Source organism: Massilia agri, assembly GCF_024753255.1.
In the GTDB taxonomy this organism is placed as follows: Bacteria; Pseudomonadota; Gammaproteobacteria; order Burkholderiales; family Burkholderiaceae_D; genus Telluria; species Telluria agri.
In genome coordinates this window covers 21608-42630 of sequence record NZ_JANUHA010000025.1, presented here as the reverse complement: position 1 = coordinate 42630, position 21023 = coordinate 21608, and the positions used below count along the sequence as shown (strand labels likewise).

Here is a 21023-nt window from a genome sequence, read left to right as displayed (position 1 = left end):
CTTGTTCTGTTGCTCTTGAAAACAATTCCTTAGCTGTCTGCCCATGCCGAACTGGCTCCTGCCTGAAAATATCGCCGATGTCTTGCCGTCCGAGGCGCGCAAGATCGAGGATCTGCGCCGCAAGATGCTCGATACCTTCCGCCTGTACGGCTATGAACTGGTGATGCCGCCGCTGCTCGAGTACGTTGAGTCGCTGCTGGCCGGGGCAGGGCAGGACACCGAGCTGCGCACCTTCAAGGTGGTGGACCAGATTTCCGGCCGCCTGCTGGGCCTGCGCGCCGACATGACCACCCAGGTGGCGCGCATCGACGCCCACCTGCTCAACCGCGACACCGTCACCCGCCTGTGCTACGCCGGCAGCGTGCTGCACACCCGCCCCTCGGGCCTGCACGCCACCCGCGAGCCGGTCCAGATCGGCTGCGAGATCTATGGCCACGCCGGCCTGGAAGCCGACGCCGAGATCCAGGAACTGGCGCTCGCCTCGCTGGCCCTGGCCGGTTTCGACGAAGTGCGCCTTGACCTCTGCCACGTCGGCATCCTGCGCGCCCTGCTCGCCGAAGACCCGGCCGCGCGCCGCGACGAAGCGCAACTGACCTGCCTGCTGCGCGCCAAGGATGCGCCGGGCCTGGACGAGTTCACCCGGAATTACGCACCCGCCACCCGCAAGGCGCTGCTGGCGCTGCCGCACCTGTACGGCGACGTCGAGGTGCTGGCGCGTGCGAAAGAAGAGCTGCCGGCGCTGCCGGGCATCACCCGTGCGCTGGCCGAGCTGGCGGCGCTCGCTGCCGGCGCCATCGGGCGCGCGGACGTGGCGATCGACCTGGCCGACCTGCGCGGCTACCAGTACGAAAGCGGCGCCATGTTCGCGCTCTACGTGCCGGGCCTGCCGAACGCGGTGGCGCGCGGCGGCCGCTACGACCATGTGGGCGAGGCCTTCGGACGCGCGCGTCCGGCGACCGGCTTCTCGCTCGACCTGCGCGAACTGGCGCGGCTCCTGCCGACGGCCGAGCGCAAGCATTCCATCCGCGCGCCCTGGGGCAATGCGCCGGAGCTGAAGGAAAAAATCGCTGACCTGCGCAAGGCAGGCGAAGTCGTGATCCAGTCCATGCCGGGTCACGACAATGTTCAGGACGAGTTCGAGTGCGACCGCGTGCTCGTCCTCGAAAACGGAAATTGGATTCTCAAAAACTTAGGTTAAGTGATGTCAAATACTAACGTGGCAAAGAACGTCGTTGTCATCGGCACCCAGTGGGGCGATGAAGGTAAGGGCAAGATCGTCGACTGGCTGACCGACCATGCGGCCGGCGTCGTCCGTTTCCAGGGCGGCCATAACGCGGGTCACACCCTCGTGATCAAGGGCCAGAAGACCGCGCTGCAGCTGATCCCGTCGGGCATCATGCGCGAAGGCGTGGCCTGCTACATCGGCAACGGCGTCGTCGTGTCCGTCCCGGACGTGATGCGCGAGATCGACAAGCTGCAAGCCGCCGGCGTCGAAGTCGCTTCGCGCCTGAAGATCTCGGAAGCCTGCCCGGTCATCCTGCCTTACCACGTCGCCATCGACAAGGCACGCGAAGCCAAGCGCGGCGAGAACAAGATCGGCACCACCGGCAAGGGCATCGGCCCGGCCTATGAAGACAAGGTGGCGCGCCGCGCGATCCGTATCGCCGACATGCTCAACGAAGAGCGTTTCGCCGAGAAGCTCAAGGAAAACCTGGAATACCACAACTTCGTGCTGGTGAACTACCTGGGCGGCGAAGCGATCGACTTCCAGCAGACCTTCGACGACGCGATGGCCCTGGTGCCGCGCCTGCGTCCGATGGTGGGCGACGTGTCCTCGGCCCTGTACGCTGCGCACAAGGCCGGCGGCAACCTGCTGTTCGAAGGCGCGCAAGGTTCCCTGCTCGACGTCGACCACGGCACCTATCCCTTCGTCACCTCGTCGAACTGCGTGGCGGGCAACGCCGCCGCCGGCGCCGGCGTCGGTCCGGGCATGCTGCACTACATCATGGGCATCACCAAGGCCTACACCACCCGCGTCGGCTCGGGCCCGTTCCCGGCCGAACTGCCGACCGACCAGGGCGTCGGCGAGCACCTGTCGCGCGTGGGCCACGAGTTCGGCACCGTCACCGGCCGCGCCCGCCGCTGCGGCTGGTTCGACGCCGCGCTGCTGCGCCGCTCGGTCCAGATCAACGGCGTGACCGGCATGTGCCTGACCAAGCTGGACGTGCTGGACGGCCTCGAGTCGCTCAAGCTGTGCACCGGCTACAAGGTCGACGGCCGCGACGTCGATATCTTCCCGGTCGGCGCCGAGGAAGCCGCGCTGTGCCAGCCGGTCTACGAAGAAATGCCGGGCTGGACGGAGAGCACCGTCGGCGCCAAGACGATGGAAGACCTGCCGGCCAACGCCCGCGCCTACATCAAGCGCATCGAAGAACTGGTCGGCATCCCGATCGACATGGTGTCGACCGGCCCGGACCGCGAAGAAACCATCGTGCTGCGCCATCCGTTCGCGGCCTGATCAATAAAAATAGAAGATAGGATTGACCTGAAATGAACACCCCTGCATCGACCGACAAGGACCTCTGGGTTTCGTGGGACGAGTACAACCGCCTGGTCGAGCGCCTCGCGCTGCAAGTGTACGAATCGAACTGGAAGTTCGACATGGTGCTGTGCCTGGCGCGCGGCGGCGTGCGTCCGGGCGACGTGATCTCGCGCATCTTCGACGTGCCGCTGGCGATCCTGTCGACCAGCTCCTACCGCGAAGAAGCCGGTACCAAGCAGGGCAACCTGGACATCGCCAAGTACATGACGATGACCAAGGGCCCGCTGGCCGGCCGCATCCTGCTGGTCGATGACCTGGCCGACACCGGCGTCACCCTGCAGAAGGTCGGCGAGCACCTGAAGACGAACTACCCGGACGTCACCGAAGTGCGTTCGGCCGTCATCTGGGTGAAAGGCACCTCGAGCTTCAAGCCGGACTACCACCTGCAGGACCTGCCGCACAATCCGTGGATCCACCAGCCGTTCGAGGACTACGACGGACTGCGTCCGCACCAGCTGGCGGCGTGGATGAAGAAGTTCGAGAAGTAATCCGCTTCACGCCTGCAAAGGCAAAGAGAACGGGCAGGGAAGGTGTGAACCTTTCCTGCCCGTTCTGCTTTCTGCGGCCTCTCTCGTGAAGGGGCGTCCGCGGCGCGCGATGCAGCACCGGTCGTGGCGGTGGTTCGGGGCGGCGCGGGAAGTACTCGATAAAGTCCTTCCATCGTAAGGCCGGGGCGCAAAAAGGTGCTTTCATAGTTTCGCCGACTTCGGTGATATATAGAGGAGTCTTCTACGTTTTCGTGGTAATGTAGTGAAATCTTCTATTCTGGGACGGAGGCAGCCGTGAAGGACGGTCAACTGGATGAGATCGACCGCAAGATCTTGCGTACTCTGCGCACCGATGGGCGCATCAGCAACCAGGACCTAGCCGTCAGCGTGCACCTGTCGCCCACGGCATGCTGGAACCGCGTGCGGGCACTGGAGGAGGGCGGATTCATCGAAGGCTATGCCGCCCTCCTGTCGCAGCGCGCCCTCGGCCTGCCGGACACGGTCCTGATCGAGGTGACCCTGGACCGCCACGACGACGACATGCTGATCCGTTTCGGCGAAGAGCTGGCCAAGCTGCCCGAGGTGATGGAAGCGAACCTGCTCACTGGCGACTACGACTACCTGATCAAGGTGGCCGTGGCCGGTACCGAGGGTTACGAGCGCTTCCTGCGCCAGCGCCTCTATAAAATCCCGGGTATCAGGCACAGCCGCTCGACCTTCGTGTTGCGGACCCTGAAACGCACGCACTCCGTCGAACCGTAGGGTGGACGGCTCTGCCGTCCGCGCGTTCAGCCAGATCATGAATAACGGCGCAACAGATCATGCGGGAGTTGAACGCGCGGTCGGCGAAGCCGACCACCCTACGTCCTCTGGTAAGATGCATCAGCCTGTCTAGGCAAGCCCAACAATAAGAACCGAGAACATGACCCAAAGCTTCTTCCAGACCTTCATCCTCCTCATCCTGGTCACCGACCCCTTCGGCAATATCCCGATCTTCGTCGCCGCGCTGAAGGACGTGCCGATCGAACGCCGCAACAAGATCGTGGTGCGCGAATGCGCGATTGCCTTCCTGCTGCTGCTGGTCTTCATGTTCTTCGGCCAGCACTTCCTCGCGGCACTGCACCTGAGCCCGGTCGCCCTGCGCATCGGCGGCGCCGTGATTCTCCTGATGATCGCGATCCGCATGATCTTCCCGCATCCGGACGGCGTGCTCGGGCGCAGCGAGCATGGCGAACCCTTCATCGTGCCGCTGGCGATTCCCGCGCTGGCCGGCCCCTCGGCGCTGGCCACCGTGCTGCTGTTCAGCTCGGGCAGCCTGGTCGACACCATGGTCCACGTTGCCGCGTTGGCTGCAGTGGGCGTGGTCTGGCTGGCCGTCTTCCTGAGCGCCGAACGCCTGCAGCAGAAGCTGGGCCCGCAGGTCATGACGGCCTTCGAGCGCCTGATGGGCCTGATCCTGACGGCGATGTCGGTCGAGATGCTGTTGGGCGGCATACGCGAATTCGTGAAGACGCTGTGAGGCTGTCGCTGCGGTGTGGTGGTGAACGTCGTGTTTCTGGCACACTTTTGGCTAAATGACAGCTACCGGCACAGGCCGCACTCACAGAAGCATGAAAACCGAACACGCGACCCCCTCCGAATGGCTGCCTTTCCTCAGCGGGGGCGGCCAGATGGGGGCGATGATGCGGGCGCACGACTGGTCGACGTCGCCGCTCGGCCATCCGCGCAACTGGCCGCAGGCCCTGTGCACCACGGTCGGCCTGATGCTCAATTCGAAGTTCCCGATGTTCGTTGCCTGGGGGCCGGAGCTGGGCTTCCTGTACAACGACTCGTATGCGCTGATCCTGGGCGAGAAGCATCCGGCGGCGTTGGGCAGCCGTTTCCATGACATCTGGCGCGAGATCTGGGACGACATCCACCCACTGATCGTGCGAGCCCTCAAGGGCGACTCGACCTATATGGACCGCCTGCCGCTGCGCATGAACCGCCACGGCTACGACGAGGACACCTGGTTCCGGTTCTCATATTCCCCGGTACGCGACGAGGACGGCGACGTGGCGGGCATGTTCTGCGCCTGCGTCGAGATGACCGGCGAGGTGCTGGCCGAGCGCTACCGCGAGGAAGAGAACCAGCGCCTGATGACCCTGTTCGAGCAGGCGCCGGGCATCCTGGCCGTGTTGCGCGGTCCGGACCATGTCTTCGAGATCACCAATGATTCCTACCTCCAGCTCATCGGCCGGCGCCAGCTGATCGGCAAGACGGCGCGCGAAGCGCTTCCCGAGGTGGCGGGACAGGGCTTCTTCGAGCTGCTCGACCAGGTCTACCAGTCGGGCGAGCCCTTCGTCGGCCATGCGGTGCCCCTGCGCGTGCAGCGCGCACCCGGCGGCCCGCTGGAAGAGCGCTTCATCGACTTCGTCTACCAGCCGATCCGCGGACCGAAGGGCGACGTCGAGGGCATCTTCGTGGAGGGCAGCGACGTCACCGTGAGGAAGCGCGTGGAAGACGAGCTGCGCGCCGCCAACCGCCAGAAGGACCAGTTCCTGGCGATGCTGGCGCACGAGCTGCGCAACCCGCTGGCGCCGATCACCACCGCGGCCCAGCTCCTGCAGCGCGGGAACCTGGACCCGCAGCGCATGCGCCACGCGAGCGACATCATCGCGCGCCAGGCCGAACACATGACCTCGCTGGTGAACGACCTGCTCGATGTCTCGCGCGTCACGCGGGGCCTCGCCACCATCGAGAAGGAAGAGCTGCTCGTGGCCGACATCGTGCATGGCGCCATCGAACAGGTACGCCCCTTGCTGGATGCGCGGCGCCACGAGCTGACGCTCGACCTGACGAAGCAGCCGCTGCACGTGAGCGGCGACCGCACGCGTCTGGTGCAGGTGGTGTCGAACATCCTGAACAACGCCGCCAAGTACACGCCGCCGGGCGGGCACATCATCCTGCGCGTGCGGCGCGACGGCGACGAAGCCGTCATCGCCGTGTGCGACAACGGCCAGGGCATCGACCCGCAGGTGCTGCCCTATATTTTCGACCTGTTCACGCAGGCCGAACGCACGCCCGACCGCTCGCAGGGTGGCCTCGGCATCGGCCTCGCCCTCGTGAAAAGCCTGGTGGCCCTGCACGGCGGACGGGTGGGAGCAAGCAGCCCGGGCCTGAACCAGGGCAGCGAGTTCTCGATCCGCCTGCCGGTGCTGCAGGACGGCCCGTCCATGGCGGTCGCGGACGGCAGGGCACACCCGGCCACGGGGCCGGTACGCGTGCTGGTGGTGGACGACAACGCCGATGCGGCGCAGATGCTCGCCACCTTGCTGGAGGCGCATGGCCACCAGGTGAGCGTCGAGTACGACGGCACCACCGGCTACGCGCGTGCGCTGCGCGAGCGGCCCGAAGTCATGCTGCTCGATATCGGACTGCCCGACATCGACGGCCACGAACTGGCGCGCCGCCTGCGCGCCTCGCCCGAGACCGCGGAGGCGACCCTGGTGGCCCTGACCGGCTACGGCCAGAGCGACGACCGCGACCGCGCCTACGAGGCCGGTTTCGACCGCCACCTGGTCAAGCCGGCCGACCTGTCCGAACTGCTGCGCATCCTCGCGCAGGTGCGCGACCCCGCCTGCTGAGCACGCATCCGTGCGCGCCCCGGCTTTGACCCGGGTGTATGCTGGTCCCAATACCAATCGGAGATGCGGCCGCATGAGAACCTGGAGAATCGCAGAAGAAGACGTGGCGCTCGATCGCAGTTGCGAAGGGGCGCGCAAGAGCGGAGGGCACTGGCACAGCGAGGGCTGCGCGGCGCTCTACACGGCCATGACGGCGGAGATGGCGGTGCTCGAAAAATTCGTGCACACGGATTCGGACCAGCGCGACCTGGTGCTGGTGGCGGTCGACCTGCCGGACGATCCGGAACTGGGCGTGGACGTGGCGCGCGAGGAGTTGCCGGAAGGCTGGGATGACCTCGACGACGGCGGCAGCGCCGCGCGCTTCGGCACGTCCTTCCTGGAAAAGTGCCACCACCTTTACATGCGCGTGCCCTCAGTGATCGTGGGGGAGGGCGTGAACCTGGTCATCAATCCCGAGCACCCGGCGTATGCGGATGTAAAGCTCAGCATCGCGCGTTCGTTCCGCTTCGATCCGCGGATGTTCAACCGTCCTGCATGAAGCGCATGCAGATGTTTCTCTTTGCCCAAGAATAGCTTATAGTCCCCGCCATCTTATTTTCTTGAAGAATCGAAGATGGCAGACCAGGAAGTAATCAAGCACGGCAAGAACATCATTCGCCTGGCGGGGAGCAAGGAGCATAGCGTCAAGCACAAGCTGCGCGAGATCGCGATCGAATTCTTCACGATCGTGTTCGCGGTCACGCTCAGTATCTGGCTGCACGGCCTGAGCGAGCACCACCACCAGCAGCAGGAGGCGAAGGCCTTCCTCATCGGCCTGCGCACGGACCTGAAGAACGACATCGCGTCGATCGACACGCTCATCCGGGATCACCGCAGGTTCAGCGCCAACTTCACCTACCTGGCATCGCTCGATCCCAGGCAGATGCCGACGGACGAGAAGTTCGCCAAGGTCGTCGCGGAGTCCGATGCGAACCATTACTTCAGGCCGTTCACCAGCCGCTACGAGGGGTTCCGCTCCAGCGGCAAGATGGCCTACATCGAAGACCAGGCGCTGCTCGACGAGATCTTCGAGCTGTACCAGATGGCGCTGCCCCAGATCCGTTCGTCGGAAGGCGGATGGGAAACCAGGCAGGGCAAGCTGCGCGCCTACCAGGACGAGATGCTGGAAGGCGACGGCCTGGCTGATCACTTCAAGCTGTTCACGTCGCCGAAAGGTCAGCGCCTGGTGAAAAAGATGATCGCGCCCGAACAGCTTTTCGATCGTTATGAGAGCTATCGCAAGCAGGCGACGGCAATCGTCAAGGCCATCGAAGCCGCGTATCCCGAATTGAAGGACCAGCCGACGCCGACGGCCACGAAGGCGTAGGGTGGTCGGCTCTGCCGACCGCGCGTTCAACTCCCGGATGAGCAGAGGTATCGTCCGTTCATGCGCTGCCTGAACGCGTGGGCGGAGGACCGCCCACCCTACGAGAAGCACCTTCTTACTTGCCGAGTATCGACACCACGTTGTCCGCCCCCGGCGCCCCGAAGGCCTGCTGTTTGAGCACATGCAGCTGGTCGCGCACCTGCGCCGCCTTCTCGAACTCGAGGTTCTTGGCGTGGTCGACCATGAGCTTCTCGAGGCGCTTGATCTCCTTGCTGATCTGCTTCTCGCTCATCGACTCGACCTTGGCCGTTTCCGCATCTTCCCGGACGCCTTCGACCATGGCCTTCTGCGCGGCGTTGCTGTAGACGCCGTCGATCATCTCCTTGATCTTCTTCTGCACACCTTTCGGCGTGATGCCGTTCGCTTCGTTGAAGGCGATCTGCTTGGCGCGGCGGCGCTCGGTCTCGTCGATCGCGCGCTTCATCGAGTCCGTCATCTGGTCGGCGTAGAGGATCGCGACACCGTTCAGGTTACGCGCCGCGCGGCCGATGGTCTGGATCAAGCTACGTTCGGAACGCAGGAAGCCTTCCTTGTCCGCGTCCAGCACCGCCACCAGCGACACCTCCGGCAAGTCCAGGCCCTCGCGCAGCAGGTTGATGCCGACCACCACGTCGAAGGTGCCGAGGCGCAGGTCGCGCAGGATTTCCACGCGCTCGACGGTCTCGATGTCGCTGTGCAGGTAGCGCACCTTGATGCCGTGGTCGCTCAGGTATTCGGTCAGCTGCTCGGCCATGCGCTTGGTCAGCGTTGTCACCAGCACGCGCTCGTCCCTGGCGATGCGGTCGGTGATCTCGCTCATCAGGTCTTCCACCTGCGAACGCGCCGGCTTGACGATGACCTTCGGATCGACCAGGCCGGTGGGGCGCACCACCTGCTCGACCACGTTGTCGGCCTTTTCCTTCTCGTACTCGGCGGGCGTCGCGGAGACGAAGATGGTCTGCCGCATCTTGCCCTCGAACTCCTGGAACTTCAGCGGCCGGTTGTCCAGCGCCGAAGGCAGGCGGAAGCCGTAGTCGACCAGGTTCACCTTGCGCGAACGGTCGCCGTTGTACATGGCGTTGAGCTGGCCGATCATCACGTGCGACTCGTCCATGAACATGATCGCGTCCTTCGGCAGGTAGTCGATCAGGGTCGGCGGCGGTTCGCCCGGCATCGAGCCGGACAGGTGGCGCGAGTAGTTCTCGATGCCCTTGGTGAAGCCGATCTCGGCCAGCATCTCGAGGTCGAAACGGGTGCGCTGCTCGAGGCGCTGTTCCTCGATCAGCTTGTTTTCGTTGCGGAAGTATTCGAGGCGGTCGCGCAGCTCGGCCTTGATCGATTCCACCGCGCGCAGCACCGTGCTGCGCGGGGTCACGTAGTGCGAGCCCGGGTAGACCGTGAAGCGCGGGATCTTCTGGCGCACGCGGCCCGTCAGCGGGTCGAACAGCTGCAGCGATTCGATCTCGTCGTCGAACATCTCGACGCGAATCGCCAGTTCCGCGTGCTCCGCCGGGAAGATGTCGATGGTGTCGCCGCGCACGCGGAAGGAGCCGCGCGAGAAGTCCATCTCGTTGCGCGTGTACTGCATCTGGATCAGGCGCGCGATGATGTCGCGCTGTGCCACCTTGTCCTTGTGGCGCAGGGTCAGGATCATCTTATGGTATTCGTTCGGATTACCGATACCGTAGATCGCGGACACGGTGGCCACGATGACCACGTCGCGCCGCTCCATCAGCGACTTCGTGCACGACAGGCGCATCTGCTCGATGTGCTCGTTGATCGACGAGTCCTTTTCGATGAACAGGTCGCGCTGCGGCACATAGGCTTCCGGCTGGTAGTAGTCGTAGTAGGAGACGAAATACTCGACCGCGTTCTGCGGGAAGAATTCGCGGAACTCCGCATACAGCTGGGCCGCCAGCGTTTTGTTGGGTGCGAAGACGATGGCCGGACGGCCCGCTTTCGCGATCACGTTCGCCATCGTGTACGTCTTGCCCGAGCCCGTCACACCCAGCAGGGTCTGGTACATCAGGCCGTCGTTGATGCCCTCGATGAGACCTTCGATCGCGGTCGGCTGGTCGCCGGCGGGCGGGAAGGGCTGGTGCAGCTTGAAGGGCGACCCAGGGTAAGTGATCACGGTCGGCTCGGGGGCATTTGCGATGGATAAATCTGCCATACTTTCAGACCTTTGCTAGAATGGGAGTCCACTTGACGCAGTGCAGCACTGCTGTCTATGTCTATACAACCGCTGCGAACCCACCGACAAACTCAGTTTATCACGATGACTTCCACAGCCTCCGCCAGCCTCTTCGGCGCCATCGACATGGCGCCCCGCGACCCGATCCTGGGCATCACCGAAGCGTTCAACGCCGACACCAATCCGGCCAAGATCAACCTGGGCGTCGGTGTCTACTATGACGATAATGGCAAGGTGCCTCTGCTGCAGTGCGTGCAGAAAGCGGAAGCGAAGCTGATGGAGCAGCCGGCTCCGCGTACCTACCTGCCGATCGAAGGCCTGGCAGCGTACGACAAAGCTGTGCAAGAGCTGGTATTTGGGGCCGACAGCGCGGTAATTCAAGAGAAGCGCGCGATCACCGTGCAGGCCCTGGGCGGCACCGGCGCACTCAAGCTGGGCGCCGATTTCCTCAAGCGTTTCTCGCCGAATTCCGAGGTCTGGATCAGCGACCCGAGCTGGGAAAACCACCGCGCCCTGTTCGAAAGCGCCGGCTTCGTGGTCAACAACTACACCTATTACGACGCGGCCACCCACGGCGTGAATTTCGAGGGCATGCTGGCGGCACTGAAAGACATGCCGCAAGGCGCCATCGTCGTGCTGCACGCCTGCTGCCACAACCCGACCGGCGCCGACCTGAGCCAGGACCAGTGGACCCAGGTGATCGATGCCGTCATCGCCGGCGGCCTGGTGCCCTTCCTCGACATGGCCTACCAGGGCTTCGGCGCCGGCATCGCCGAAGACGGCGCCGTGGTGCGCCGCTTCGCCGAGAAGGGCATTCCGCTGCTGGTGTCGAACTCGTTCTCGAAATCGTTCTCGCTGTACGGCGAGCGCGCGGGCGCGCTGTCCATCGTCGCGACCAGCGCCGAAGAAGCGGCGCGCGTGCTGTCGCAACTGAAGCGCGTCATCCGCACCAACTACTCGAACCCGCCGACCCATACCGCCAAGGTGGTCGCGATGGTGCTCTCGACGCCGGAACTGCGCCAGCTGTGGGAAGAGGAACTGGCAGGCATGCGCGTGCGCATCAAGGAGATGCGCAACCTGATGGTCGAGAAGCTGAAAGAGAAGGCCCCGGGCCACGACTTCGAATTCGTGCGCGAGCAGGTGGGCATGTTCTCGTACTCGGGCTTGACGAAAGAGCAGGTCGGCAAGCTGCGCGAACAGTCGATCTACGCCGTGGACACCGGCCGCATCTGCGTGGCAGCGCTGAACTCGACCAATCTGGATCGCGTCGTTGACGCCGTCGCGAAAGTTCTTTAAAATCTTGGCTCTTCGGAACTGAGGTAACTCGATTCCGAAGAGCAGCAAAGATGGCTGCACGGCATGCTTCGAATTTGACAGCATGTCACTGCAAACATATAATGCTGTCATCAATTCCCTGATAGCTCAGTCGGTAGAGCGACGGACTGTTAATCCGCAGGTCCCTGGTTCGAGTCCAGGTCGGGGAGCCAGAATTCCAGAAGGCCACATCGCAAGATGTGGCCTTTTTGTTTTTGCTTCGGTGGCATCTTGAACTTGCCTGTTGGCGTGCACAGCTAGTAGGCTGGCAACATTTATCTCATCAGGACGCATCGTGAAGCATTTACCAAAGAGCAAAAGCATTGCCGTCGGTGGCCAGGTCTTGCGCTTCTCGCTCTCCGGGGAGGGCAGCCCGACCATCGTGATGATCAATGGCTCGGGCGGGCCGCTGGAAGGCTGGCACAAGCTGTATCCCGAGATCGAGTCGCTCGGCACCGTGGTGAGCTATGACCGGCCCGGCGTTGGCGCGAGTCCCCGCCCCAAGGAGGCGCAGCTGGGCACCACGGTCGTGATGCAGTTGCGTGGACTGCTACGTGAGATCGGCGCGAAGCCGCCATTCCTGCTGGTCGCGCATTCCTTCGGTGGCCTGCATGCGAATCTGTTTGCGCGCGTGTATTCCGAAGATACCTGCGGCGTGCTCTTCCTCGAGGCGACGGCGCCCGACGACGTGGCGAACCTGAAGCAGTACCGCTCGGCCATGCAGCGCGCGGTGGCGGGCCTGCTCGATCGCGTGTCGCCGCCGGATCCGAATGACGAGATCAGCAACGAGGAAGAGACCGTGGCCGAGATCGCGGAGGCGCCGGCTTTCCCGCCGATTCCGGTCACCGTACTGTCGGGTGGCAAGCGGCTGCCGCGCTGGATGGTGTCGACTGCCTCGGTTGAGGAGCGTGCGCGCAACCAGGAGGGGCTGGCGCGGCTGTCGCCGCTGGGCGAGCGGGTGATCGCGAAGGGGAGTGCGCACTTTCCGCAGATGACGGAGCCGCAGCTGGTGCTGGATGAGCTGAAGAAGCTCATCGCGCGTGTGCCTCGGTAAGTAATGTTGCCTTTCGCTAGCTCAGGTATTCGCGAAATCGAAAAGCGCTGCTATAATACGGCCTCTAATCCCTGATAGCTCAGTCGGTAGAGCGACGGACTGTTAATCCGCAGGTCCCTGGTTCGAGTCCAGGTCGGGGAGCCAGAATTCAAAAGGCCGCATCGTGAGATGCGGCCTTTTTCGTTTCAGCGCCTGTTCACTCGGCTGCCACGGCCACTGGCGCTCCCTGCAACGACGCCAGCTTCTGCTCCGCCGTCACATTCCTCCGCTTCCACCACAGCACCAGCCCGCTCCACAGCACCACGATGCTGAGCACATCCAGCAGCGCCCACAGCAGCTTGAGCGCCATCCCGCCGTAGTCGCCGAAGTGCAGCGGCTGCGACAGCATCAATGTCGACACGTACCAGGGCATCTCGCCGCTGGCCACCACCTGCGCCGTGCGCGCATCGATCACCGCGATCGACAGCAGCTTCGAGGTCAGCGGCGTATTCCCGTTCATGAAAGCCACGAAATGCTGCGGGGTGGCGAAGCCGTTGCCCGGATAGGCCATGAAGCTGAGCGATTTATCCGGATGCGCCTGCCGCGCTGCCTTGACTGCCGCGTCGGCCGATACGAAACCCGTCACGGGCGGCACGTCGCGATAGGGCGCCGCCAGCGCCGCCAGTTCGGTCGCCTGCCAGGCCGCGAAGATCGGCCGGTTCAGCGCATTGATGGTGCCGGTGATGCCCACCACCAGCAGCCACACCAAGGTCACCATGCCGAGCAGGTTGTGCTGGTCCAGCCATTTCAGGCGGGTCGCGCGGTCGCGCCGGACGGTCCCGAAGCGCAGCTTCTTCATGTAGGGGCCGTAGACGTAGATGCCCGACACGATCGAAGCGCCCAGCAGCAGGCCCATGAAGCCGAGGAAGAGCGTGCCGCCCAGGCCCAGGTACATGTCGGTATGCAGTCGCAGCATCAGGTCCATGAAGCCCTGGCCCAGCGGGTATTCGCTGAGGAACTCACCGGTGCGCGTGTCGTAGGTGTAGAAGGCGGTAAGGCCTTCCGAGTCCACCTTCTCGGCCATGCGCACGTAGACCAGTTCCGGCTCGTCGGCTTCGGCCACCAGGAACTGCGGCACGTCCTGCGGGCGGCGCTTCTGCGCATCCGCGACGATGGCGTCGATGCTGGCCGGCGCGCCCGGCTCCGCGGCGAGCTTGGGCGGCTCGACGCTGGCGCCCGTGAGGTGCGCGATCTCGTGCGAGAAGATCAGGGGTAGGCCGGTCACGCACAACATCAGGAGGAACAGCGTGGAGACCAGGCTGGTCCACTTGTGGACGAGGTACCAGGCGCGGAAGTTCATGGCAGGACTCCGGTCAGAACGATGCGTGCAGGGTCAGCTCGACGCTGCGCTCGGCGCCCATCCAGCAGTTGTTCGCGTCGAAGCAGGCGCCGACGTAGCGCTTGTCGCCCAAGTTGCTGGCGGTGAGGCCCACGCGCCAGGTCTTGTTCAGCCTGACCATCGCGGCGGCGTCGAACACGGTGTACGAAGGCACCATGCCGGTGTTGGCCGCGTCCATCTGGCTCTCGCCCACGTAGCGCACGCCGGCGCTCAGATCGAGTGCGTCGATCGGCGAATAGTTCAGCCACAGCGAAGCCTGCTTGTCGGCGACCCAGACCGGGGTCTTGCCGACCAGGGATTTGTCGAGCTCGTTCTTTGTGACTTCCATGTCGAGCTTCGTCAGGCCGAGCGTGAAGTCGAGTTGGTCGGTGAGCGCCTGGTTCCACGACAGCTCCGCGCCGCGCGAACGCACCTCTCCGTTCTGCGTGTACTGGTTGAAGGTCGGCGTGTTCACGACCACGTTCTGCTTGCGGATGTCGAAGACCGCCGCCGTCAGCTGGGTGCGGCTATCTGGCGACTTGTACTTGATGCCGCCTTCGATCTGCTTCGCCGTGGTCGGCTTGAAGGCTGCGCCGGTGACGGAGTCGACGCCCGACGTCGGCTCGAAGGAAGTCGAGTAGTTGATGTAGGGCGCGAAGCCATTGCCGATCTGGTAGATCGCGGCGATGCGGCCGCTGGTCTTGCGCTGGGCGATGGCGGTGGAGCTGGTCGAAGGGAAGCCGTCATAGGTCGAGGCATTGTCGTCGAGGCTGCGGTAGCGGTCGCGGCGCAGGCCGCCGATCAGGGTCAGGGCGCCCACGCGCACCTCGTCCTGCAGGTAGAAGCCCAGCTGCGACTGGCGGATCGCGTGGCGTTCGGTGTAGAAGTCGAAGGGCAGGCGGGAGACGTCGAACAGATAGTGGTTCGGCGCGCCCAGGTCGATTGTCGGCGTGTCGGTCGTGAGCGTGTCGCCGTAGCCCACGCGCGTGCGCAGCTTCTGGTAGTCGACGCCCGCCAGGATGCGGTGCGTGAAGGCACCGGTGTTCACGCGCCATGCCAGCTGGTTGTCGACCACCCAGCCGTTCATCTTCTCGTCCGTGAAGTAGGCGGCGCGGGTGAGGGTGCGATTGTCCGGCAGCAGACCTCGGTTGTAGGTGTTCTTCTGGAATCCGTCGGCCTTGGTGTAGCGGAAGTTCTGCAGGAAGCTCACGCTGTCGTTGAAGGCGTGTTCGAACTTCCAGCCCGCCATCGTCACTTCACGCTCCATGCCGGACCAGTTGGCGTCGCCCGCGAAGGTGTCGGACGGCAGGAAGCCATACGGCGCACGCTGCAGGGTGCCGAGCGCCGGCAGCGGCGTCGACGGAATCAGGGCGGGATCGTTCTGGTAATAGACGTTCAGGTTCAGGCGCGTGGACGGGCTGATGCGCCAGGTGAGCGAGGGGTTGAGCAGGCGGCGCTCTTCCTCGGTCGTCACCTGCTGGCCGTCGCGTTCGCGCGCGAGGGCGACCACGCGGTAGTCGACGTCGCGCGACAGCGGACCGGTGCTGTCCACGGCCAGCTCGCGCAGGGCGTTGGTGCCGATGCGGGCGCGGATATTGGTCTCTGGGGTTTTCAGACCTGAGCGCGGCTGCTTGGCGGTCTGGTTCACCATGCCGCCCGGCGGCGCGGAGCCGTAGAGCACCGAGGTCGGACCCTTCAGGATCTCGACGCTTTCGGTGGCGAAGGCGTCCACCTGCGGCACCAGGTTCCAGAGGGTGTCGTACTGCAGGGGCAGGCCGTCGTAGTAGTTGCGGTAGCTCTCGAAGCCGCGGATCGTGTACTGGTCGAAGATCGTCACCGTCGGGCGGCTTTCCGGCGTCACGCCGGGCACGTAGCGCAGCGCCTCGTTGACGCTGTCGGCCTGGCGGCTGCCGAGCAGTTCGTTGTCGTAGATCTCGTAGCTCATCGGTGACTCGAGCGGCTTCAGGTCCGACTTGGTGCCGGTGGTGCGGTAGCCGGTGGCGGTCACGTGGACTTGCGCAGTGTCAGGGGAATCCTGGGCGCTGGCGAGGGGAGGGAGGGTGGACAGAACGAGCAGGGCCAGCAGGCTGCGTCGCATGACGGTAGAGGTCGACATGGTTTCTTATTCTTAAAGCGAATGATAATGAGAACGATTATCAATTCAGCAGAAAAATAAGTCAACCCGACAGGGGCGGCCGCGCCGCCCCCCGTTTTCTTAACGGATGACCGGTTTCACGCGTGACGCCGCTTCCAGCGCACGCTGGCGCGCGGTGTCGGCGTCGACAGCCGTCGCCAGCGCCACGCCCATGCGGCGCCGCGCGAAGGATTCCGGCTTGCCGAACAGGCGCAGCTCGGCGCCCGGCACGCGCAGCGCATCGGCCACGCCTTCGAAGGCAATGCCTGCCGCTTCATGCTGGCCGTAGATCACGGCCGAGGCGCCCGGTGCGCGCAGCGAGACGTCGACCGGCAGGCCGAGGATGGCCTTGGCGTGCAGTTCGAACTCGCTCTGCACCTGGCTCGCCATCGTCACCATGCCGGTGTCGTGCGGACGCGGGCTCACTTCCGAGAACCACACCATGTCGCCCTTCACGAAGAGCTCGACGCCGAACACGCCGCAGCCGCCCAGGTTGGCGGTGACCTTGCCGGCGATGTCGCGCGCGCTTGCCAGGGCCGCCGGGGTCATCAGGTGCGGCTGCCAGGATTCGACGTAGTCGCCCTGCACCTGCTTGTGGCCGATCGGCTCGCAGAAACTGGTCTCGATCTCGCCCTTGCTGCCCAGCGAGCGCACCGTCAGCAGCGTGATCTCGTAGTCGAAGTCGATGAAGCCTTCCGCGATCACGCGGCCGGCGTCGACCCGGCTGCCGCTGGCGGCGTATTCCCAGGCCTGCGCCACATCGCCAGCCGCGTCGAGCTTGGACTGGCCCTTGCCGGACGAGGACATCACCGGCTTGACCACGCAGGGGAAGCCGACTTCGGCGCAGGCCTGTTCCAGTTCTTCCAGGCTGCTGGCGAAGCGGTAGGGCGAGGTCGGCAGGCCGAGTTCCTCGGCGGCCAGGCGGCGGATGCCTTCGCGGTTCATGGTGAGCAGGGCCGCGCGCGCGGTCGGGATGCAGGTGATGCGGCCGGCTTCTTCCAGCGCGACCAGGGTCTCGGTGGCGATGGCCTCGATCTCGGGCACGACCAGGTCGGGCTTCTCGAGCGCGATCAGGGCGGACAGGGCCTCGCCATTGGTCATGTCGACCACGTGGGCGCGGTGCGCGACCTGGTGGCCCGGGGCGTTCGGATAGCGGTCGACCGCGATGGTTTCCACGCCCAGGCGCTGCAGGGCGATGATCACTTCCTTGCCCAGCTCGCCCGAGCCGAGCAGCATGACCTTGGTGGCGGAAGGGGAGAGGGGCGTGCCGAGAGTGCGTGCGGTCGTCATGGGAATTACAGGTGATTGGAGGAGGTGCGAACTATAGCAAAGCGTCATCGATGGCGCTGGCGGGCGGCTGTTTATGCGAAGCACTGGTCAAATCCGGAATCGGCCGCTATAATGCGGCCTCCTTTCCCTGATAGCTCAGTCGGTAGAGCGACGGACTGTTAATCCGCAGGTCCCTGGTTCGAGTCCAGGTCGGGGAGCCAGAATACGAAGGGCCGCGTGAGAACGCGGCCCTTTTTGTTTTACGCCGCTGCCGCGACGACGGCTGATTCCCGCGTCATCGCCGGCAGCCGGTCGAACCACGGCTGCGCCTCCTCCAGCTGCCGCGCCAGCTGCAGCAGCCTGTCTTCCGCCCCGAACTTCGCCACGAACTGCACGCCCAGCGGCAGCCCATCCTGCGTCCAGTAGAGGGGCACCGACATCGACGGCGTTCCCGTCAAATTCGACAACTGCGTGAACGGCACATGGCGCAGGTTGTCGCGCGCGATCTGCTCGACCGTGCTGTCGAGCAGCCCGAGCCGCGCCAGCAGGCCGAGCATGCCGGTGCGCTGCAGGAAACCAAGCAGCGCCTGCTGGCCCGCCGGCAGATCACCGGTCCCATGCCGCACCGGCGGATGCGCCAGCGTCGGCGTGAGCAGCATGTCGTAGCGCTGGTGGAAGCGGCCCAGCGCCCGCGCGAAGGTGTTCCACTGCGCCAGCTGGGTGGTGAGCGCCGGCGCCTTGAGCGCGCTGCCGAGCGTCATCAGGAGCCGCGTCATCAGTTCCGGTTCGCCACCGCTGGCGCCTGCCGCCTTCATGCGCGCGACCAGGGACGGCACCTGGCCGAAGTAGACGTGCAGGTAGGCGGTGGCAAGCAGCGCGCCGTCGATCTCGGGCGCTGACTCTTCGACCTCGTGTCCCAGCTTGCGCAGCAGTTCGGCCGCGTGCTTGACCGCCGCCACCGCTTCCGGATGCACCTCGGTGCCGATCGGCGAGGCGCTCGTAAAACCGATGCGCAGCCGGCCGGGATCGCGCCGCACCAGCTCCGCGTAGGGCGCCGCGGGCGGCGCGATGACGAAGGGATCGCCCGGCTCGGCGCCCTGCAGCACGTCGAGCGCCAGCGCCGAATCGCGCACGCTGCGCGAGAGCACGCCTTCGCTCGAGGCCCCGAACCAGACTTCGCCGACATCCGGCCCGCTTGATACCCGCCCGCGCGAAGGCCGCAGGCCGAACAAGCCGCAGCAGGCGGCGGGAATGCGGATCGAGCCGCCGCCGTCGTTCCCGGCCGCCATCGGCACGATGCCCGCCGCCACGGCCGCCGCCGCGCCGCCGCTCGAGCCGCCCGGCGTGTGCGCGAGGTTCCAGGGATTGTTGGTGCGGCCGAAGAGTTCGGGATCGGTCACGCCCTTGAGCGCGAACTCCGGCAGGTTGGTCTTGCCGAAGACGACGAGGCCGGCGTCGAGATAGCGACGCACCACGCTGGCATGCTCGGTCGGCACGTGCTTGCGCATCGCGCGGCTGGCGTTGGTGGTGGGCAGGCCGGCGTAGTCCTGCAGGGTGTCTTTCAGCAGGAAGGGCACGCCCGCGAAGGGGCCGGGTAATAGCCTTTGCAACTGGCGGCGCGCCTGCTCTTCCATCAGCCGCACCACGGCATTCACCTGGCCGTGCACCTGCGCCTGGCGCGCCAGCGCCGTGTCGAGCAATTCGTGCGGGCTGACCTCGCCGCGGGCGACGAGGTCGGCGAGCGAGGTGGCGTCGTGGTGCAGGTAGTCGTGAAAGTGCATGGCAAGCCTTTGGTTGAGGTGCCATGATGAGAGCCCGGCGCGCCGGGCTTGTCAAGGGCTCGGCTGGCGGCGGCGCTCGATGAATTCGAACAGGGCCATGCCGCCGACCATCGCCGCCACGAACAGCAGGGGCTTGAGTCCACCCCAGCTCAGCGAGACGAGGGCGGGGCCGGGGCAGTAGCCGGCCAGGCCCCAGCCGGCGCCGAATACCAGGCTGCCGAGCACGAGGCGGCGGTCGACCTTGCCCCTGGCCGGCAGGTGCAGCGGCCCGCCGTCGAGCGCGCGGCCACGCCTTGATGCGAGTGCGAAGGCCGGCGCCGCAACCAGCAGGGCGCCGCCCATCACGAACAGCAGCGAAGGGTCCCAGTTGCCGGCGAGGTCGAGGAAGGCCAGCACCTTGTGCGGATTCGCCAGTCCCGACAGGAGCAGGCCGATGCCGAAGACGAAGCCGGCGAGGAGGGCGTAGAGAAGTGTCATGAGAAAGCGTGGCGCAGGAGCCAGACGGTGATGAAACCCGTCGCCATGAAGGCGGCGGTGGCCATGATCGAGCGCGGTGAACGGCGCGACAGCCCGCAGATGCCGTGGCCGCTGGTGCAGCCGGAGCCGTAGCGGGTGCCGACGCCGACCAGCAGGCCGGCCAGCACCAGCAGCGGGTAGCCGGCATCGACGCGCGCCTCGGGCAGGGTGGCGAACAGGCGCCAGACGAGCGGCGCGCCGACCAGGCCGGCCAGGAAGACGATGCGCCATGCCGTTTCGCCTTTGCTCGGGCGCAGCAGGCCGCCGACGATGCCGCTGATGCCCGCGATGCGGCCATTGAGGAGGGCGAACAGGGCGATGCCGGCGCCGATCAGGAGGCCGCCGGCGAGCGAGGTCCAGGGCGTGAAGTTGGCCCAGTCAAGCTGCATGGCCGGCCTCCCTGGCGTCCACCTCGCGCGGGCAGTACAGGGTGTAGAGCAGCTGCAGCACCGCCAGCGCTTCCTGGCTGGCGATCCGGTAGAACACCTGCTTGCCTTCGCGGCGGGTGGCGACCAGGCCCTCCTCGCGCAGCACAGTCAGCTGTTGCGACAGGGTGGGCTGGCGGATGCCGGTCAGGGTTTCGAGGCTGCCGACCGAGAACTCGCCCTGCGTCATCTGGCACAGCAGGAGCAGGCGGTCGCGGTTGGCGAGCGATTTCAGCAGGGAGGTGGCGGCGCCGGCGGCGGCGTGCAGGCCGGTCAGGTCGCTATCGGGAGCAGGCATGGTGGTGTAGGCGAATTCATCAATATACATTATTGTATATTGTATCGCCTTCCGTTGCCCGCGGTGGGAAAGCTAGCGGGATTTTTTCTTGTTGGCCGTGTAGGTGCGGGTGTAGAAGCCGGGCGGCTTCTTCGCCACCCAGTCGATGAAATTGCGGATGTCCTCGTGGGCGCGCAGCGCTTCCCAGGTGTGATAGGTCTGCAGCAGCTCGCGTTCGGTGAAGGCCGAGTGGATCTTGCGGTGGCAGATCTTGTGGATCGGGAACTGCTCCTTGCCCTTGAAGGTCTTCGGAATCAGGTGGTGGCGGTCGATGTTGGTCGTGCCCAGCGCCCGGCCGCACAGGGGGCAGGGCGATTCGGACACCGGGTCGGCGGGCGGATGGTCGGGGAGGCGCTGGCGCTTGGACATGCGGCCAAGATGGCGGCGGATACGCGATCTTGCAAGGAGCACGTCAATACATGCGCACGGGATGAGATCGTCAATTGTGTTAAAAACCGCACATTGTAGTAGAATCAATGCTTACCTAATTGCAAGATCGTGACGTCTCAGGATCCCTTGCC

19 protein-coding genes and 3 tRNA genes are annotated in these 21023 nt (G+C 65.2%); 13 read left to right on the top strand and 9 right to left on the bottom strand.

Annotated elements, in window-relative coordinates; genetic code table 11:
* Positions 1-43 precede the first annotated feature (43 nt).
* The 8 genes from NX780_RS23220 to NX780_RS23185 all read left to right on the top strand — a co-directional run bounded on the left by NX780_RS23220 (position 44) and on the right by NX780_RS23185 (position 8082).
* The gene (locus NX780_RS23220) at positions 44-1198 is read left to right on the top strand and encodes an ATP phosphoribosyltransferase regulatory subunit (RefSeq protein ID WP_258830262.1); all 1155 of its coding nucleotides are present in this window, start codon (positions 44-46) and stop codon (positions 1196-1198) included.
* 3 nt (positions 1199-1201) lie between these two features.
* A complete protein-coding gene (locus tag NX780_RS23215; protein ID WP_258830261.1) occupies positions 1202-2518 on the top strand; it encodes an adenylosuccinate synthase in 1317 nt (438 codons plus the stop codon).
* Positions 2519-2550: 32 nt separating this feature from the next.
* Positions 2551-3090, top strand: coding sequence for a phosphoribosyltransferase (locus NX780_RS23210; RefSeq protein WP_258830260.1), 540 nt, complete (start codon positions 2551-2553; stop codon positions 3088-3090).
* Positions 3091-3384: 294 nt separating this feature from the next.
* On the top strand, positions 3385-3852 hold the full coding sequence (locus NX780_RS23205; protein ID WP_258830259.1) for an Lrp/AsnC family transcriptional regulator: 468 nt from the start codon (positions 3385-3387) through the stop codon (positions 3850-3852).
* Between the two features lie 160 nt (positions 3853-4012).
* Positions 4013-4609 carry a MarC family protein gene (locus NX780_RS23200; RefSeq protein ID WP_258830258.1) on the top strand — a complete coding sequence of 199 codons (597 nt, stop codon included), beginning with the start codon at positions 4013-4015 and terminating at the stop codon, positions 4607-4609.
* Between the two features lie 91 nt (positions 4610-4700).
* Positions 4701-6716, top strand: coding sequence for a hybrid sensor histidine kinase/response regulator (locus tag NX780_RS23195; protein WP_258830257.1), 2016 nt, complete (start codon positions 4701-4703; stop codon positions 6714-6716).
* Between the two features lie 73 nt (positions 6717-6789).
* Positions 6790-7254 (top strand): RES family NAD+ phosphorylase, encoded by a 465-nt coding sequence (locus tag NX780_RS23190; RefSeq protein WP_258830256.1) that lies wholly within the window; start codon positions 6790-6792, stop codon positions 7252-7254.
* A 75-nt stretch (positions 7255-7329) separates the two neighbouring features.
* The gene (locus NX780_RS23185; RefSeq protein WP_258830255.1) at positions 7330-8082 is read left to right on the top strand and encodes a DUF6090 family protein; all 753 of its coding nucleotides are present in this window, start codon (positions 7330-7332) and stop codon (positions 8080-8082) included.
* Positions 8083-8197: 115 nt separating this feature from the next.
* On the opposite strand, the gene uvrB is transcribed toward NX780_RS23185, so the two are convergent.
* Positions 8198-10294 (bottom strand): excinuclease ABC subunit UvrB, encoded by a 2097-nt coding sequence (gene uvrB / locus NX780_RS23180; protein WP_258830254.1) that lies wholly within the window; start codon positions 10292-10294, stop codon positions 8198-8200.
* Positions 10295-10399: 105 nt separating this feature from the next.
* Here uvrB and NX780_RS23175 point away from each other — a divergent pair, with 105 nt between their 5' ends.
* The 4 genes from NX780_RS23175 (at position 10400) to NX780_RS23160 (ending at position 12827) form a co-directional block, all read left to right on the top strand.
* On the top strand, positions 10400-11611 hold the full coding sequence (locus tag NX780_RS23175) for an amino acid aminotransferase (RefSeq protein ID WP_258830253.1): 1212 nt from the start codon (positions 10400-10402) through the stop codon (positions 11609-11611).
* Positions 11612-11726: 115 nt separating this feature from the next.
* A tRNA-Asn gene (locus NX780_RS23170) sits at positions 11727-11802 on the top strand.
* A gap of 122 nt (positions 11803-11924) precedes the next feature.
* Positions 11925-12683, top strand: a complete 759-nt coding sequence (locus tag NX780_RS23165) for an alpha/beta fold hydrolase (RefSeq protein ID WP_258830252.1) — start codon at positions 11925-11927, stop codon at positions 12681-12683.
* A gap of 68 nt (positions 12684-12751) precedes the next feature.
* A tRNA-Asn gene (locus NX780_RS23160) sits at positions 12752-12827 on the top strand.
* Between the two features lie 52 nt (positions 12828-12879).
* On the opposite strand, the gene NX780_RS23155 is transcribed toward NX780_RS23160, so the two are convergent.
* From NX780_RS23155 to purT, 3 genes are all read right to left on the bottom strand, one after another.
* The gene (locus NX780_RS23155; protein WP_258830251.1) at positions 12880-14022 is read right to left on the bottom strand and encodes a PepSY-associated TM helix domain-containing protein; all 1143 of its coding nucleotides are present in this window, start codon (positions 14020-14022) and stop codon (positions 12880-12882) included.
* 13 nt (positions 14023-14035) lie between these two features.
* Positions 14036-16156, bottom strand: a complete 2121-nt coding sequence (locus tag NX780_RS23150) for a TonB-dependent siderophore receptor (RefSeq protein ID WP_258830250.1) — start codon at positions 16154-16156, stop codon at positions 14036-14038.
* A 99-nt stretch (positions 16157-16255) separates the two neighbouring features.
* Positions 16256-17464 (bottom strand): formate-dependent phosphoribosylglycinamide formyltransferase, encoded by a 1209-nt coding sequence (purT, locus tag NX780_RS23145; protein ID WP_258830249.1) that lies wholly within the window; start codon positions 17462-17464, stop codon positions 16256-16258.
* A gap of 124 nt (positions 17465-17588) precedes the next feature.
* Here purT and NX780_RS23140 point away from each other — a divergent pair.
* Positions 17589-17664, top strand: a tRNA-Asn gene (locus NX780_RS23140).
* A 39-nt stretch (positions 17665-17703) separates the two neighbouring features.
* Here NX780_RS23140 and NX780_RS23135 read toward each other — a convergent pair.
* Genes NX780_RS23135 through NX780_RS23115 form a run of 5 tightly spaced genes read right to left on the bottom strand, consistent with a single transcriptional unit; the run spans position 17704 to position 20871 of the window.
* Positions 17704-19224 (bottom strand): amidase, encoded by a 1521-nt coding sequence (locus NX780_RS23135; protein WP_258830248.1) that lies wholly within the window; start codon positions 19222-19224, stop codon positions 17704-17706.
* A 51-nt stretch (positions 19225-19275) separates the two neighbouring features.
* Positions 19276-19701 (bottom strand): DUF6691 family protein, encoded by a 426-nt coding sequence (locus tag NX780_RS23130; RefSeq protein WP_258830247.1) that lies wholly within the window; start codon positions 19699-19701, stop codon positions 19276-19278.
* Positions 19698-20129: a YeeE/YedE family protein gene (locus tag NX780_RS23125; RefSeq protein WP_258830246.1), complete on the bottom strand. Its 432-nt coding sequence runs from the start codon at positions 20127-20129 to the stop codon at positions 19698-19700. Before NX780_RS23125 ends, NX780_RS23130 begins: the two co-directional genes overlap by 4 nt.
* Positions 20119-20493: a metalloregulator ArsR/SmtB family transcription factor gene (locus NX780_RS23120; protein ID WP_370663645.1), complete on the bottom strand. Its 375-nt coding sequence runs from the start codon at positions 20491-20493 to the stop codon at positions 20119-20121. The genes NX780_RS23125 and NX780_RS23120 overlap by 11 nt, the downstream gene beginning before the upstream one ends.
* Positions 20494-20535: 42 nt before the next feature.
* The gene (locus NX780_RS23115; RefSeq protein ID WP_258830245.1) at positions 20536-20871 is read right to left on the bottom strand and encodes a hypothetical protein; all 336 of its coding nucleotides are present in this window, start codon (positions 20869-20871) and stop codon (positions 20536-20538) included.
* Positions 20872-21023: the final 152 nt, after the last annotated feature.